This is a genomic window from Alkalilimnicola sp. S0819, assembly GCF_009295635.1.
In the GTDB taxonomy this organism is placed as follows: domain Bacteria; phylum Pseudomonadota; class Gammaproteobacteria; order Nitrococcales; family WHIW01; genus S0819.
The window spans coordinates 29,602-44,647 of the sequence record NZ_WHIW01000013.1 but is presented as its reverse complement, the minus strand read 5'-3'; the positions used below and the strand labels follow the sequence as shown (position 1 = coordinate 44,647).

Sequence of the window (15,046 nt, the reverse complement as noted above, 5' to 3'; positions counted from 1 at the left end):
CCTCGATTCGTTAAAACGGTTGACCGCGAGGGGTGCGCGGGGCACCCCTCAGTCCTGCTCCAGCTCGATATTGATACCGAGCGAGCGGATTTCCTTGACCAGCACATTGAAGGACTCGGGCATGCCGGCCTCCATGCTGTGATCGCCGTCCACGATGTTCTTGTACATCTTGGTACGGCCATTCACGTCGTCGGACTTCACGGTCAACATCTCCTGCAGCGTGTAGGCCGCACCGTAGGCCTCCAGGGCCCAGACCTCCATCTCGCCGAAGCGCTGGCCGCCGAACTGCGCCTTGCCGCCCAGCGGCTGCTGGGTCACCAGGGAGTACGGCCCGGTGGAACGCGCATGCATCTTGTCGTCCACCAGGTGGTTCAGCTTCAGCATGTACATGTAACCAATGGTTACCGGACGGTCGAAGGCCTCGCCGCTACGGCCGTCGTACAAGGTGGTCTGACCGGACTCCGGCAGGTCGGCGAGCCTCAGCATGTGCTTGATCTCGCCCTCGTCGGCGCCGTCGAACACCGGCGTCCCCATGGGCACGCCGCCGCGCAGGTTGCCGCACAGCTCGACGATTTCCTCATCGGAGAAGCTGTCCAGGTCTTCCACCTTGCCGGAGCTGTTATAGATCTCCGCGAGGAACTTGCGCAGCTCCGCAACCTGAGCCTTGGCCTCCAGCATGCGACCGATCTTCCGGCCCAAGCCCTTGGCCGCCCAGCCCAGGTGGGTCTCGAGCACCTGCCCGATGTTCATGCGCGAGGGCACACCCAGGGGGTTCAGCACGATGTCGACCGGCTCGCCGTCGGCGGTGAAGGGCATATCCTCCACCGGCACAACGCGGGAGATCACACCCTTGTTACCGTGGCGGCCGGCCATCTTGTCACCCGGCTGCAGACGACGGCGCACGGCGAGATACACCTTGACCATCTTCAGCACACCGGGCGCCAGGTCGTCGCCGGCGGTGATCTTGCCCTTCTTGATCTCGTAGCGGCGATCGAAGGCTTCCTTCTGCGCCTTGAGCTGGGCCTGGGTTTTCTCCAGCTGCTTGTCCAGCTCGTCGTCGCGCATGCGGATCTCGAACCAGTGCGGACGCTCCAGGGAGTCCAGATACTCATCGGTCAGCTCGGTGCCGGCCTTGAGCCTGTTCGGACCACCTTCAGCCACCTGGCCGATCAGCAGTCGGCGCAGACGGGCATAGGCGTCGTCCTCGAAGATCCGGTACTGGTCGTTCAGGTCCTTGCGCACGGAAGCCAGCTGCTCGGCCTCGATGGACAGCGCACGCTCGTCCTTCTCGACGCCATCTCGGGTGAACACCTGCACGTCGATGACAGTGCCGTCCATGCCGGTGGGCACACGCAGCGAGGTATCCTTCACGTCGGAGGCCTTCTCGCCGAAGATCGCCCGCAGAAGCTTCTCTTCGGGGGTAAGCTGAGTCTCGCCCTTCGGGGTGACCTTGCCGACCAGGATATCGCCGGTCTTCACCTCGGCGCCGATGTAGACAATGCCGGACTCATCCAGCTTCGCCAGCGCGGACTCGCCCACATTGGGGATATCGGCGGTGATCTCCTCAGGCCCCAGCTTGGTGTCGCGAGCGACACAGGTCATCTCTTCAATGTGGATGGTGGTGAAGCGATCCTCTTCCACTACCCGCTCGGAGATGAGGATGGAGTCCTCGAAGTTGTAGCCGTTCCAGGGCATGAAGGCGACCAGCATGTTCTGACCCAGGGCCAGCTCACCCATGTCGGTGCTGGGGCCGTCGGCCATCACATCGCCGCGGGCGATCACGTCGCCCGGACGCACCAGCGGCTTCTGGTTCTGGCAGGTGTTCTGGTTGGAACGGGTGTACTTGGTCAGGTTGTAGATGTCGACACCCGGCTCGCCGGCTACGGTTTCGTCATCATTGACCCGGACCACGATGCGCGCAGCGTCCACCTGGTCAACCACGCCACCGCGCTCGGCGACCACAGTGACACCGGAGTCGATGGCCACGGTGCGCTCCATGCCGGTACCGACCACGGGCTTGTCCACCCGCAGGGTGGGCACGGCCTGGCGCTGCATGTTGGAACCCATCAACGCACGGTTGGCATCGTCGTGTTCCAGGAACGGCACCATGGCGGCGGCCACGGACACGGTCTGTTTGGGCGAAACATCCATGTACTGGACCTTGTCCGCCGTCGCCATGCCGAACTCGTTCTGATGGCGAATGGAGATCAGGTCGTCCACCAGACGGCCACTCTCATCCAGCCGGGCGTTGGCCTGGGCGATGATGTAGCGGCTCTCCTCGATGGCCGAAAGGTAATCCACCTCGTCGGTCACCACGCCATCCGCGACCCGGCGGTACGGCGTTTCCAGGAAACCGTACTCGTTGGTGCGCGCATAGGCGGCCAGAGAGTTGATCAGGCCGATGTTCGGGCCTTCCGGCGTCTCGATGGGGCAGACGCGCCCGTAGTGGGTCGGGTGCACATCACGCACCTCGAAGCCGGCGCGCTCGCGGGTCAGACCACCCGGGCCCAGCGCCGACACGCGCCGCTTGTGGGTGATCTCGGAGAGCGGGTTGTTCTGGTCCATGAACTGGGACAGCTGCGAGGAGCCGAAAAACTCCTTGATCGCCGCCGCCACCGGCTTGGCGTTGATCAGCTCCTGGGGCATCAGGCCCTCGCTCTCGGCGAGGGTCAGGCGCTCGCGCACGGCACGCTCGACACGCACCAGCCCGACGCGAAAGACATTCTCGGCCATTTCACCCACGCATCGCACCCGGCGGTTCCCGAGATGGTCGATGTCGTCGACGGTGCCCTTGCCGTTGCGGATGTTGATCAGCTCGTGCAGCACGGCGAGGATGTCGTCATTGTCCAGCACGCCGGAACCAGTGACTTCATCCCGACCCACGCGCAGGTTGAACTTCATCCGGCCAACCGGGGAAAGGTCGTAGCGGTCTTCACTGAAGAACAGGTTCTGGAACAGGTTCTCGGCCGCGTCCTTGGTGGGCGGCTCGCCCGGGCGCATCATGCGGTAGATTTCCACCAGCGCGTCCAGCTGACTGCGGGTGGCATCGATACGCAGGCTGTTGGAGATATACGGGCCGTGGTCCAGATCGTTCACATAGAGAGTGTCGATCTGCTCGACGCCGGCGTCGATGATCTGCTGCGCCAACTCGGGGGTAAGCTCGGCATTGGCCTCGGCAAGAATCTCGCCGGTCTTGGTGTTCACCACATCGTGGGACAGTATCTTGCCGGCCAGATACTCGAAGGGGACTTCCAAAGTGGTCGTGCCGGCCTTCTCCATCTCGCGGATATGACGCGCGGTCACCCGGCGGCCGGTTTCCACCAGCACCTTACCGTCAATCTTGATGTCGAAGGTGGCGGTCTCGCCGCGTAGCCGTTCGGGCACCAGGTCCAGCACCACCTTGTCGCCCTGGAAGCGGAACGTGTTCTTCTCGAAGAACATATCCAGGATCTGCTCGGCGTCATAACCCAGCGCGCGCAGCAGCACCGTAGCCGGCAACTTGCGACGGCGGTCGATACGCACGAAGATCGCGTCCTTCGGATCGAACTCGAAGTCAAGCCAGGAGCCGCGGTACGGAATCACCCGGGCGGAGAACAGCAGCTTGCCCGAGGAGTGGGTCTTGCCCTTGTCGTGATCGAAGAACGCACCCGGCGAACGGTGCAACTGGGAGACGATGACGCGCTCGGTGCCATTGACCACGAAAGTGCCGTTACGAGTCATGAGCGGCAATTCGCCCATGTACACTTCCTGTTCCTTGACTTCCTTGACGGCGCCGCCGTCCTTCTCCTTGATTACCAGACGTACCAGCACCCGCAAGGGAGCCGCATAGGTCAGGCCACGCAGTTGGCATTCCTTGACGTCGAAGCCGGGCTCACCGATACGGTAGCTGACATACTCCAGCACGGCCGTGCCCGAGTAGCTGCTGATCGGAAACACGGACTGGAAAGCGGCATGCAGACCCACTTCCCGACGCGAGTCGCTCGCCGCATCGTCCTGCAGGAACTCTCGATACGACTCGATCTGCGTGGCAAGGAGATAGGGTACGTCCAGGATAGTCGGCAGCTTGCCGAAGTCCTTGCGGATGCGCTTCTTTTCGGTGAACGAATAGGCCATCGAGGTTCCTCACCTAATGTCTCGGTTCAGGCGGGCGAGTCCAAAGTTCCGAATTCCACCCCTTTGCGAACCTTCCCGTTGCGCCGGGGGGACGGGGGCCTGCGGCCCTGAAACTCGCAAGTTTGCACTCGCTTTTCCCAGAAACGGGAAAAGGCTGGTGGCGCCGTGGCGCCACCAGCCATCTGTCAGCGACGATCGTGCCGCGCGTGGATCAAGGCTTACTTGATCTCGACGCTGGCGCCGGCCTCTTCCAGCTTGGCCTTGATGTCGTCGGCCTCTTCCTTGGAAGCGCCTTCCTTGATCGGGCTCGGGGCGCCTTCCACGACTTCCTTGGCTTCCTTCAGGCCCAGACCGGTGATGCCGCGCACGGCCTTGATCACGGAGACCTTGTTGGAACCGAAGCTGGTCATGATGACGTCGAACTCGGTCTGCTCTTCGGCGGCGGCGGCATCACCACCACCCGCGGCGGCCGGGGCGGCGGCCACGGCGGCGGCGGCGGTCACACCGAACTTCTCTTCCATGGCTTCGATGAGATCGACGACCTCAAGCACGGACATGTTGCCAATCGTCTCGAGGATATCTTCTTTGGAAACGGCCATAGTCGTAACTCCTGGGTTGACGCGTTAGTTTCCGCTAAACGGTAGAAAGAAAAAGGCTCAGCTCACTGCTTGGCATCGCGCACAGCGGCCAGGGTCCGAACCAGCTTGCCGGGCACCTCGTTCAAGGTGGTTGCCAGCTTCTGGACCGGAGCGCGCATGGTCGCCATGAGCACGCTGATCGCTTCGTCGCGAGTGGGCATGGATGCGACCCGATCGAGGTCGCCGGCGTTCAGCAGTCGGCCCTGCAGGGCTATCAGCTTCACGACCAGCTTCTCGTTCTGCTTGCCGAAATCCTTCAGGACTCGGGCCGCAGCACCGGGCTCTTCCTGCGAAAACGCCATCAGCAACGGGCCGGTGAAGCCTTCCTTCATGCATTCGAAGGGAGTGTTCTCCACGGCTCGACGCATCAGAGTGTTCTTGACCACCCGAAGGTAGACACCCTGCTTGCGCGCCTCGGCTCGCAGTTCATCCATCTGCACCGCAGTCAGCCCACGGTATTCCGCGCCAATGGCGGCCTGGGCGTCCTGCGCGACAGCGGCGACTTCCTGCACCATCGCCTTTTTCTGTTCCAGATTGAGAGCCATTCTATTTCCTCCTGGAACGTGCATGGTCCGAGCGACGACGGACATCGCCGTCACCCAGTGAGGGCCGAGCACGAGCTCGCCCCTCGACACGGTGGCCTCATGCAGGAAATCCTGTCTGAGCTACTCACCGTCTGCGCAGGCGGCTTGGGTCGCCCCTTGCCTTTAAGCGCTTGCGCGCACCATGCGGTCTTTGACGGCTGCCGCATCAACCGACAGCCTCAAGACACTTTGCCCGCCGGACGTGCCGACGGGGCTTGAATCGTTAACCGACGTAGGCGCCGGTATCCACCGCCAGGCCGGGGCCCATGGTGGAAGAGATCGTGATCTTCTTCAGATACACGCCCTTGGCAGCCGACGGCTTGGCCTTGGTCAGGTCAGCAATCAGCGCCTCCAGGTTCTGCTGCAGCGCCGGCACCTCGAAATCGAGCTTGCCGATGGAGCAGTGGATCACGCCGCCCTTGTCGGTGCGGTAGCGCACCTGACCGGCCTTGGCGTTGCGCACGGCACCCGCCACATCGGTGGTCACGGTACCAACCTTCGGGTTCGGCATCAGACCACGAGGGCCCAAGATGGTTCCCAGACGACCCACCACACCCATGGTGTCGGGGCTGGCAATAACCACATCGAAGTTCAGATCGCCGCCCTTGATCTGCTCGGCCAGATCGTCCATGCCGACCAGGTCGGCGCCGGCTTCCTTGGCTGCTTCGGCGTTGTCGCCCTGGGCGAACACGGCGACGCGCACGGTCTTGCCGGTGCCGTTGGGCAACACGGTGGAACCGCGCACTACCTGATCGGATTTACGGGGGTCCACACCCAAGTTGACGCTGACATCCACCGACTCGGCGAACTTCGCGGTCGGGAAGGACTTCAGCAGCTCCAGGGCCTCGACCAGTTCATAGGCCTTGCCCGGCTCGAGCTTTTCACGGATGGCTTTCTGCCGCTTGCTGAGCTTCGCCATGACTTACAGTCCCTCCACGTTCAGGCCCATGCTGCGGGCGGTACCCGCAACGGAGCGCACCGCCGCATCCAGCTCGGCCGCATTGAGATCGGGCATCTTGGTCTTGGCGATCTCTTCGAGCTGTTCGCGAGTCACGGTGCCGACCTTCTCGGTGTTCGGACGGCCGCTGCCGGACTTGATGCCGGCGGCCTTCTTCAGCAGCACCGCCGCGGGCGGGGTCTTGGTGACGAAGGTGAAGCTGCGGTCGTTGTAGACGGTGATCACCACGGGAGTCGGCAGACCCGCCTCGATGTTCTGCGTCTGGGCGTTGAACGCCTTGCAGAACTCCATGATGTTGACACCGTGCTGACCCAGTGCGGGCCCGACCGGGGGACTGGGATTCGCCTGACCAGCTGCGACCTGCAGCTTGATGTAAGCCGTTACTTTCTTGGCCATTCAAGACTCCTTGGGCGGGTGCGAACGCCTTGCGGCTCCCCGATCCATACCGACACGGGCCCCGGCACACCGGCGCCCGCCACAAAAATCGTCAGGTCTTCTCAACCTGGCCGAACTCCAGTTCGACCGGGGTGGAACGACCAAAGATGAGTACCGCCACGCGCAGGCGACTCTTCTCGTAATTGACCTCTTCCACCACGCCATTGAAGTCGGTGAAAGGGCCCTCGGTGACCCGCACCACTTCGCCCACCTCGAACAGCACCTTCGGCCGGGGCTTCTCGGCCCCTTCCTTGACGCGATTGAGGATGGCTTCAGCCTCACGCTCCGTGATGGGCGCCGGCCTATCGGTGGTACCACCGATGAAGCCCATCACCCGGGGCACTTCGCGCACCAGATGCCAGGTGGCATCGTTCATTTCCATCTGCACCAGCACATAGCCGGGGAAGAACTTGCGCTCACTACGGCGCTTCTGCCCTTCGCGGATCTCCACCACCTCTTCGGTGGGCACGAGAATCTCGCCGAACAGGTCTTCCATCTCGGCGCGCTTGACGCGATCGATCAGTGACTTGCGTACCTGGTTCTCAAAGCCCGAGTAGGCATGGACCACATACCAGCGCTTCGCCATATCCTTAGCCTCCCAGCCCCGTCAGCCAGCGGACCACCCACAGCGACAGGCTGTCGACCAGCCACAGGAATATCGCAACGATGAGCACCACCACCATGACCACCAAGGTCGTCTGCAGGGTTTCCTGACGCGTCGGCCAGATAACCCGCCGCACCTCGTTGTAGGAGGCCTTGCCCGAGGCCCAGACATTGCGCCCCAACCAAGTGGTCATAGCGACCGCCGCCGCCATGGCAACCACCACCAGAAGCCCCAGCACCCGGTACAACTGAGACTGGTCTTCGTAGTAGTAGAAACCGACCACCCCCGCAGCGACCAACGCAAGAGCGAAGATCAATTTGGCGGCGTCGAGGGGCGACTTTTCTGCGACCATACGGCTAGACAACCAAAAGCGCGGTACACCCCAGGGCGCCCGCGTTACGAACAAAGATGGCAGGCCAGGAGGGACTCGAACCCCCAACCTGCGGTTTTGGAGACCGCTGCTCTACCAATTGAGCTACTGGCCTGCAGTTTCAAACTGCAGATATTGAAAAGCCGCGAACGCCATTATCCGCGGCTTTCCACACATCGATCACTCGATGATCTTGGAGACCACGCCGGCGCCGACGGTGCGGCCACCTTCGCGGATGGCGAAGCGCAGACCGTCTTCCATCGCGATCGGCGCGATCAGGGAAACAGTCATCTTCACGTTGTCGCCCGGCATCACCATCTCCACACCTTCCGGCAGGTCACAGGAACCCGTCACGTCGGTGGTGCGGAAATAGAACTGCGGACGATAGCCGTTGAAGAACGGGGTGTGACGACCGCCCTCTTCCTTCGACAGCACGTACACTTCGCACTCGAACTTGGTGTGCGGGTTGATGGAGCCGGGCTTGCACAGCACCTGGCCACGCTCGACGTCATCACGCTTGGTGCCGCGCAGCAGCACACCCACGTTGTCGCCGGCCTGACCCTGATCCAGCAGCTTGCGGAACATCTCCACACCGGTGCAGGTGGTCTTCACGGTGTCCTTGATGCCGACAATCTCGACTTCCTCGCCCACCTTGACGATGCCGCGCTCCACGCGACCGGTCACCACGGTGCCGCGGCCGGAAATGGAGAACACGTCCTCGATGGGCATCAGGAACGGCAGATCCACCGGACGCTCGGGCGTCGGGATATACTCGTCCATCGCCGCGACCAGACGCACGATCGACGGCGCGCCGATCTCGCTGCTGTCACCCTCCAGGGCCTTCAGCGCGGAGCCGGTGATCACCGGAGTGTCGTCACCCGGGAAATCGTAGGCGGACAGCAGCTCGCGCACTTCCATCTCCACGAGCTCCAGCAGCTCCTCGTCATCCACCATGTCCGCCTTGTTCAGGTAGACCACGATGAACGGCACACCCACCTGACGGGCCAGCAGGATGTGCTCGCGGGTCTGGGGCATCGGGCCGTCGGCCGCGGAGCAGACCAGGATCGCGCCGTCCATCTGGGCGGCACCGGTGATCATGTTCTTGACGTAGTCAGCATGACCCGGGCAATCCACATGCGCGTAATGGCGCTGGTCGGACTCGTACTCCACGTGCGAGGTGGAGATCGTGATACCACGGGAACGCTCCTCGGGGGCGTTGTCGATCTGGTCGAACGCACGGGCGTCACCACCATAGGTCTCCGCCAGCACCTTCGTCAGCGCCGCGGTCAGAGTGGTCTTGCCATGGTCAACGTGACCGATCGTTCCCACGTTTACGTGCGGCTTACTACGCTCAAACTTCGACTTGGACACGACCTTATCTCCCCGTCTATCCTTTCCAAATGCCCGAGAGCTGTGCTGCCCGAAGAGCCAACCACCAAACCAAGAAATGGAGCCCATGAGCGGAGTTGAACCGCTGACCTCGTCCTTACCAAGGACGCGCTCTACCGACTGAGCTACATGGGCCCTGCTGAACCAAACAGCCACACTGGAAGCTGCGTCTGGAGCGGGTGATGGGAATCGAACCCACATCATCAGCTTGGAAGGCTGAGGTTCTACCGTTGAACTACACCCGCGCTGATCCGGCGCCGCGTAACACCCAGCATTCCAACAAGAATCTGGTGGAGGGGGGAGGATTCGAACCTCCGAAGGCTGAGCCAGCAGATTTACAGTCTGCCCCCTTTGGCCACTCGGGAACCCCTCCGTTTGCGAACTGCGTATTCTCTTTACGCGCTCACTCCCTGTCAACCACCAGCGCAAACATATCGGCGCGGGCAACGACAAGGCGGCGGATTATAGCCACTTGCCTTGGCTTTGGCGAGCCCCCAGTGAATATTTCGCGACACCTTGTCGCGGGGCGTGTTCAACAAAGGGGGAACTCATGGGGGCCAAGGAGGGCACGATCCTGGTGACCGGCGGCGCCGGCTATATCGGCAGCCACGTCGTCAGACAACTCGGCGAGCAAGGGGAGCGCGTCCTCGTTCTGGACAATCTCTCCACGGGCCACGCCCAGGCGGTGTTGCACGGACAACTGGTCATCGGTGACGTGGGCGACCGGGCGCTGCTCCGGCAACTGCTCGGGCGGCACCGCATCGATACGGTAATGCATTTCGCCGCCAACACCGTGGTCCCGGAATCGGTGAGGGACCCACTCAAGTACTACGGCAACAACGCCGCCAATACCCATTGTCTGCTGGAGGCCTGCCAGGGGGCCGGCGTGCGCCACTTCGTATTCTCCTCCACGGCGGCGGTCTACGGTGGCGCCCGCCAGGGCATTGTCGACGAAACAACCCCGGTCGCGCCCATCACCCCCTACGGCGCCTCCAAGCTCATGAGCGAGTGGATGCTCCGGGATCTGGCCTCGGCGAGCCCGCTGCGCCATGTGACCCTGCGCTACTTCAACGTCGCCGGCAACGACCCCCTGGGCCGCCTCGGTCAGGACTCACCCGAAGCCACGCTGCTGATCAAGGTGGCTTGCCAGGCCGCCGCCGGAAAACGCCCGAGGGTGGAGATCTTCGGCACGGATTACCCCACCGAGGACGGAACCTGCGTGCGTGACTACATCCATGTGGAGGATCTGGCGCTCGCCCACATCAAGGCACTGGACTATCTGCGGGCCGGCGGCGAATCCACCACCCTCAACTGTGGCTATGGCCACGGATACAGTGTGCGCCAGGTGCTGGACGCAGTGGCGGCGGTGAGCGGCAAGCCCCTGCCCACCGTGGAGCGCCCCCGCCGCCCCGGAGATCCGTCCGCACTGGTGGCTGACGCGGCGCGCATCCGCCGCACCCTGAACTGGCGCCCCTGCCATGACGACCTGCACTTCATCATCCGCACCGCCCTGGATTGGGAGCTGCGCGGCTGGCCCGCCCCACCTATCCCCGCGCAGCAATCCGCCATGGCAGCCCGCAGCCACTAGAGCAACGCTGACCGGCTCCCCCCCCTGTCGCCTACGCCCCACACAGTCGCCCGCAGGCGACTGTTTTCGTTCCTCTTTCCCGCGCCACATCACGCTCTGAGCAGCGTGCATGGTGGCAACGTGCCGCGTTCTGCACATAGTGTGCGCCAACTCTCAAGCATCCCCCTGACCGGTCTCTAGAGTCCGTTCCGCCACGGGGCAGCCCGGCTGCTCCCGACGCATTTCGTGACTCCAGAGGAACCAGTCAATGAAACACTTCCCCAAACGGTTTCGTACGGCTTGCCTTGTCACCGCCAGCACCCTCGTCATCAGTGCCTGCGTGGGCGGTGGTGGCGGAGGGGGCGGTGGTGGCAGCAGTCCCGCCGTAGCTGCGGCGGTCGCCGCGGCGACCGCCGCCGATGCCGGCGTCCTGTTGCAATGGGACGCCCCGACCGAGAACACCGACGGCAGCACCCTGCGCGACACAGTGGCCTATCGCTTCAATCATGGCGCCAGCCCCGGCAGTTACTCCGAGAGCAAGAGCGTTGACCTGAAAGCGGTGGACTGCGCCATCGACGAGGACGCGGTAAAGCGCTGCAGCTACCGGCTGGGCGGGCTGGCCAGCGGCACCTGGTACGTCACGGTGCAGGCCGTGGCCAGCAATGGCCGGCTGAGCGCCCACAGCGCCCCGTTGACCGTGAACGTGGAATAAGGAGATCGCCATGAAAAAGACTTTACGTATCAGCCTGGGCCTGTTCGCCGCGCTGAGCTCGCAGCAGCTGATGGCGCGCACCGAGATCAGCACCCTGCCCTTCACCGCCGACCAGGCCGGTGAGACCTATGTGCTCGCCAAGGATCTCAGCACCGCCTCCGGTGCGGCCATCACCGTAGCGGCGGACAACGTGGTGATCGATGGCGCCGGTCATGCCATCCGCTACGCGGACACCGGCGCGGGCAACGGTGTGCTGATCCAGGACGGCACCAACGGTCTGGAGCTCAAGAACCTCATTCTGGACCAGGGCGGCCATGACCCGTCCGCCGGCGAGAACGTGTTCGCGATCTGGGGGCGTGGAGACATCGGCCGCCTGAACATCCATCACAACACCCTGCGTATCAATCACAGCGGCAGCCAGGCCGGTGCCTACGGCGCCGGCATCAACCTCAGTGGTAATCGGCAACGCTCCTGGGGAAACCTCATCGCCTACAACACGATCAGCGTGCGCGGCCGCAGTGGCGGCTACGGCATCAGCATTGACCCCGGCGCGCGCTGGGAGGGACAGCTCGAGGGCAACCGCATCAGCCTCGCGGACATGGGTCGAGAGCCCGCCGGCTACGGCCGTGCCATCGCCATCAGCGGCGACGGCCACATTCAGATCCACGGCAATCACATCGAACTGGCCGACAGCCTGGAGCAGGTTCAGGGCATCAGCCTCTGGGGCGCTTCCGGCCACATGATCCGAGACAACGAGATCATCGCCGACTCCGCCCACACCCGCGCCATCCTGGTGGACGGAAACTCCGACGACAACACCGTGTACCGCAACCGCATCGTCATGCGCAGCGTGGCGCCCGGCGGTGCCTCCGCCGGCATACGGGTCCGCTACGGCTCCGACCGCACCTGGGTGCTGGAGAACGACATCGATACCCGCGAGGCTCGGGAGGCCTTCCCCTTGCGCATAGGTGGCAGCGACGGACTGGGCATACCCGCGGGCACCGTGGTACGCGGCAACCAGTTGCGCAGCGCCAGCCGCGCGCTCTCCGTCGAGGAAGGGGCCGATGTGCGTTTCTACGACAATCTGATGGAGAGCAGCGGTGGCTACGCCGCCTACCTGGCGGGCCCGAGTCACGGTCTGAGCTTCAACCAGGACCGTTTCCAAGGCAGCGTGCACCTGGTGGGCGAGGTCAGCGATGTGAGCTTCTGCGCCACCAATGTCACCGCGGGTGATATCAGCGAAGGCTCGGGCAGCCACGACTACCGCTTCAGCGAGGGCGATTGCGGCTATCCCGCCGCGACCGCTCCCAAGGCGCCGCGGAACCTGCGTCAAGGCTAGAACCAGCCCCCCCCCGGGTCGCCGCGGCGCGACCCGGGCCCTGTCTCCCCAGGGCGACAGGGTCGCTCTTAAGCGACTGTTTTTACGATACTTAATCGTGACCCCCCTCACAGATCCACACCTTTGCCAGCCACCCCCCCCCAAGCCGTGAACGGCCTCTCATTCCTCGCCCCGCCCCCCTCCTACAGTGCGTTCACCGAAACGGGGGGGGTGGCCAGCACCAGACGGCACAGACCGTCATTCGCTGCGCTGCAACCCGTCAACCGACCCCGCGGGTCCTCGCGACCCGCGCACCGCTCGCAACGACGAGGAAAGCAGCCATGACTCGATCCAATACCCTTATGCTTCGCTCCCTGGCGCTGGTGTTCTCCAGTGCGTTGATTGTCGCCTGTAACAGTGGCGGCGGCGGCAGCAGCAAGCCCTCGCCCGCCCCGGGCGGCAGCACTCTGCCCGCGCCCGATTCGAGCACCGACACCGGCGGCAGCACCGGCGGCATGGGTGGTTCCGGCGGCAGCGCCAATGGGAACACCGGTGGTGGCGCGACCGGCGGCACCGGCAGCTCCTCGGCCGCACTGCGCTGGGTGCAGCCGACGCAGAATACCGACGGCAGCCCGCTGCGCGATCTGGTGGGCTACAAGGTCAGCTACGGCCTCTCGCCGAGCACCTACAATCAGACCCTGGCGCTGGATTTCGACGATGTGGACTGCCAGCAGAACGCGGACGACCAGCGTGTCTGCAGCTACACCGTGGAGAACCTGAGCGCCGCGTCCTGGTACTTCGCCGTCAAGGCCACCGACATGGACGGCAATGACAGCGCCTACTCCAACGAAGTCGTGGTAACGGTGCAATAAACAGCCCGCGCCATCGGGCCTGCTTGGGCGGCGCGGTACGCGCCCCCAAGGAGGCGAGCAGGAAACAACGAGTGACAGGAAAACCCATCATGCGTGCATTGACCCGACTCGGCCTGATCGGCCTGGCTGCCGGCAGCCTCTACACCCACTCCGCGCTGGCCGCCGTGGAAATCGACCAACTCCCCTACATCGCCGACCAGGCCGGCGAGACGTATGTGTTGAGCCGCGACCTGAGCGTCGGTTCCGGCCGCGCCATCACCATCAGGGCCGACAATGTCGTCATCGACGGCCAGGGCCATACCCTGACCTACGCCGACCGCGGCGCCGGCAACGGCGTGTACGTGGACTATCCGGTCAGTTCACTGGAAATCAAGAACCTCACCCTCAAGCAGGGTCGCCATGAGCCGCGCAGCGGCGAGGACTCCCACGCCATCGTCGCCACCGGCAACCACCGCGGGCTGAACATCCACGACAACACCATCCTGATCAGCCGCGGCGGCGCGCAAAGCGGCGCCTACGCCTGGGGCATGCGCCTGGGTGGCAACAGCCAGCGTTCCTGGGGCAACCGCATCGCCTACAACACTATCGAGCTCAGCACCACCAGCGCGGGCTATGGCATCTCACTGGATCCGAACGCGCGCTGGCAGGGGCAGATTCACGGCAACACCATCCGCTTGGCGCGCATGGACCGCCAGCCGGCCGGCTACGGACGCGCCATCGCCCTCAGCGGACGCGGCCCGGTGGAGATCTCCGACAATACCATCGAGCTCGCCGCCGACGTGGGCCAGGCCCAGGCCATCAGCCTGTGGGGCGGCAGTGGTCACATCATCCGCAACAACACCATCGAGGCCGCCTCCTACAAGACCCGGGCGATCCTGATCGACGGCAACTCCGACGACAACCGGGTGCTCGACAACAAGATCCGCATGAATAACCAGCGCAACGGCAACGAGGCCTCCGCCGGCATCCGAATCCGTTACGGTTCGGACAACACCATGGTCTATCGCAACGACATCGATGTATCCGAAGGCAACTACACCATCGGCCTGCGCATCGGCGAAAGTGGCGGTTACGGGGTGCCGCGCAACACCATCGTGCGCGACAACCGCATTCGCAGCCAGATGCGTGCGATCTCGGTGGAAAGCGGCAGCGATGTGGTGTTCTACAACAATGTCGCCGAGACCACCGGGCCGGAATGGACCTACGCCCTGTACGCATACGCCTCCAGCAAGCTGCGCTTCAACCACGACCGCTTCCAGGGCAGTGTTCGCCTGAGTAACGGCAGCCGTGATATCTCCTTCTGCGCCACGGGGCTGCAGAGCAGTGACATCAACGGCACGGGCTACGAGCTCAGCGCCAAGGACTGCGGTTACCCCGCCAAGGACGTGCCGGTGGCGCCGGCGGGGCTCGCTGCCCACTGAGCGCCTCCCCGGCCAAGTGGCCTGCGGTGCCGGAGCAACTGCCCCGGCACCGTTCTTCCAGAACA

13 protein-coding genes and 4 tRNA genes are annotated in these 15,046 nt (G+C 63.9%); 5 read left to right on the top strand and 12 right to left on the bottom strand.

The window, feature by feature from the left end; translation table 11 throughout:
- Positions 1-48 precede the first annotated feature (48 nt).
- The 12 genes from rpoB to GBG68_RS11145 form a co-directional block, all read right to left on the bottom strand.
- Positions 49-4,113 carry a DNA-directed RNA polymerase subunit beta gene (gene rpoB, locus GBG68_RS11200; protein ID WP_152147330.1) on the bottom strand — a complete coding sequence of 1,355 codons (4,065 nt, stop codon included), beginning with the start codon at positions 4,111-4,113 and terminating at the stop codon, positions 49-51.
- A gap of 218 nt (positions 4,114-4,331) precedes the next feature.
- Positions 4,332-4,712: a 50S ribosomal protein L7/L12 gene (rplL, locus tag GBG68_RS11195; protein WP_152147328.1), complete on the bottom strand. Its 381-nt coding sequence runs from the start codon at positions 4,710-4,712 to the stop codon at positions 4,332-4,334.
- Positions 4,713-4,774: 62 nt separating this feature from the next.
- On the bottom strand, positions 4,775-5,296 hold the full coding sequence (gene rplJ / locus GBG68_RS11190; protein WP_152147326.1) for a 50S ribosomal protein L10: 522 nt from the start codon (positions 5,294-5,296) through the stop codon (positions 4,775-4,777).
- Between the two features lie 262 nt (positions 5,297-5,558).
- A complete protein-coding gene (rplA, locus tag GBG68_RS11185; RefSeq protein ID WP_152147324.1) occupies positions 5,559-6,254 on the bottom strand; it encodes a 50S ribosomal protein L1 in 696 nt (231 codons plus the stop codon).
- Between the two features lie 3 nt (positions 6,255-6,257).
- Positions 6,258-6,689 carry a 50S ribosomal protein L11 gene (rplK, locus tag GBG68_RS11180; protein ID WP_152147322.1) on the bottom strand — a complete coding sequence of 144 codons (432 nt, stop codon included), beginning with the start codon at positions 6,687-6,689 and terminating at the stop codon, positions 6,258-6,260.
- Between the two features lie 91 nt (positions 6,690-6,780).
- The gene (nusG, locus tag GBG68_RS11175; protein WP_152147320.1) at positions 6,781-7,314 is read right to left on the bottom strand and encodes a transcription termination/antitermination protein NusG; all 534 of its coding nucleotides are present in this window, start codon (positions 7,312-7,314) and stop codon (positions 6,781-6,783) included.
- A gap of 4 nt (positions 7,315-7,318) precedes the next feature.
- Positions 7,319-7,684 carry a preprotein translocase subunit SecE gene (gene secE, locus GBG68_RS11170; protein ID WP_152147318.1) on the bottom strand — a complete coding sequence of 122 codons (366 nt, stop codon included), beginning with the start codon at positions 7,682-7,684 and terminating at the stop codon, positions 7,319-7,321.
- Positions 7,685-7,741: 57 nt separating this feature from the next.
- Positions 7,742-7,817, bottom strand: a tRNA-Trp gene (locus GBG68_RS11165).
- A gap of 65 nt (positions 7,818-7,882) precedes the next feature.
- The gene (gene tuf, locus GBG68_RS11160) at positions 7,883-9,073 is read right to left on the bottom strand and encodes an elongation factor Tu (RefSeq protein ID WP_152147315.1); all 1,191 of its coding nucleotides are present in this window, start codon (positions 9,071-9,073) and stop codon (positions 7,883-7,885) included.
- A gap of 77 nt (positions 9,074-9,150) precedes the next feature.
- A tRNA-Thr gene (locus GBG68_RS11155) sits at positions 9,151-9,226 on the bottom strand.
- Positions 9,227-9,262: 36 nt separating this feature from the next.
- Positions 9,263-9,336: transfer RNA gene (locus tag GBG68_RS11150), tRNA-Gly, on the bottom strand.
- Positions 9,337-9,379: 43 nt separating this feature from the next.
- Positions 9,380-9,464 (bottom strand) — tRNA-Tyr (locus GBG68_RS11145).
- Positions 9,465-9,641: 177 nt separating this feature from the next.
- Between GBG68_RS11145 and galE the strand changes: the two genes are divergently transcribed.
- The 5 genes from galE (at position 9,642) to GBG68_RS11120 (ending at position 14,981) form a co-directional block, all read left to right on the top strand.
- Positions 9,642-10,679 carry a UDP-glucose 4-epimerase GalE gene (galE, locus tag GBG68_RS11140; RefSeq protein ID WP_152147313.1) on the top strand — a complete coding sequence of 346 codons (1,038 nt, stop codon included), beginning with the start codon at positions 9,642-9,644 and terminating at the stop codon, positions 10,677-10,679.
- Between the two features lie 247 nt (positions 10,680-10,926).
- Entirely contained in the window at positions 10,927-11,370 is a 444-nt protein-coding gene (locus tag GBG68_RS11135; protein WP_152147311.1) for a hypothetical protein, read from the top strand.
- 10 nt (positions 11,371-11,380) lie between these two features.
- Positions 11,381-12,709 (top strand): right-handed parallel beta-helix repeat-containing protein, encoded by a 1,329-nt coding sequence (locus tag GBG68_RS11130; RefSeq protein WP_152147309.1) that lies wholly within the window; start codon positions 11,381-11,383, stop codon positions 12,707-12,709.
- A gap of 320 nt (positions 12,710-13,029) precedes the next feature.
- Positions 13,030-13,560, top strand: coding sequence for a hypothetical protein (locus GBG68_RS11125; protein ID WP_152147308.1), 531 nt, complete (start codon positions 13,030-13,032; stop codon positions 13,558-13,560).
- A gap of 89 nt (positions 13,561-13,649) precedes the next feature.
- Positions 13,650-14,981 carry a right-handed parallel beta-helix repeat-containing protein gene (locus GBG68_RS11120; RefSeq protein WP_152147306.1) on the top strand — a complete coding sequence of 444 codons (1,332 nt, stop codon included), beginning with the start codon at positions 13,650-13,652 and terminating at the stop codon, positions 14,979-14,981.
- Positions 14,982-15,046 lie beyond the last annotated feature (65 nt).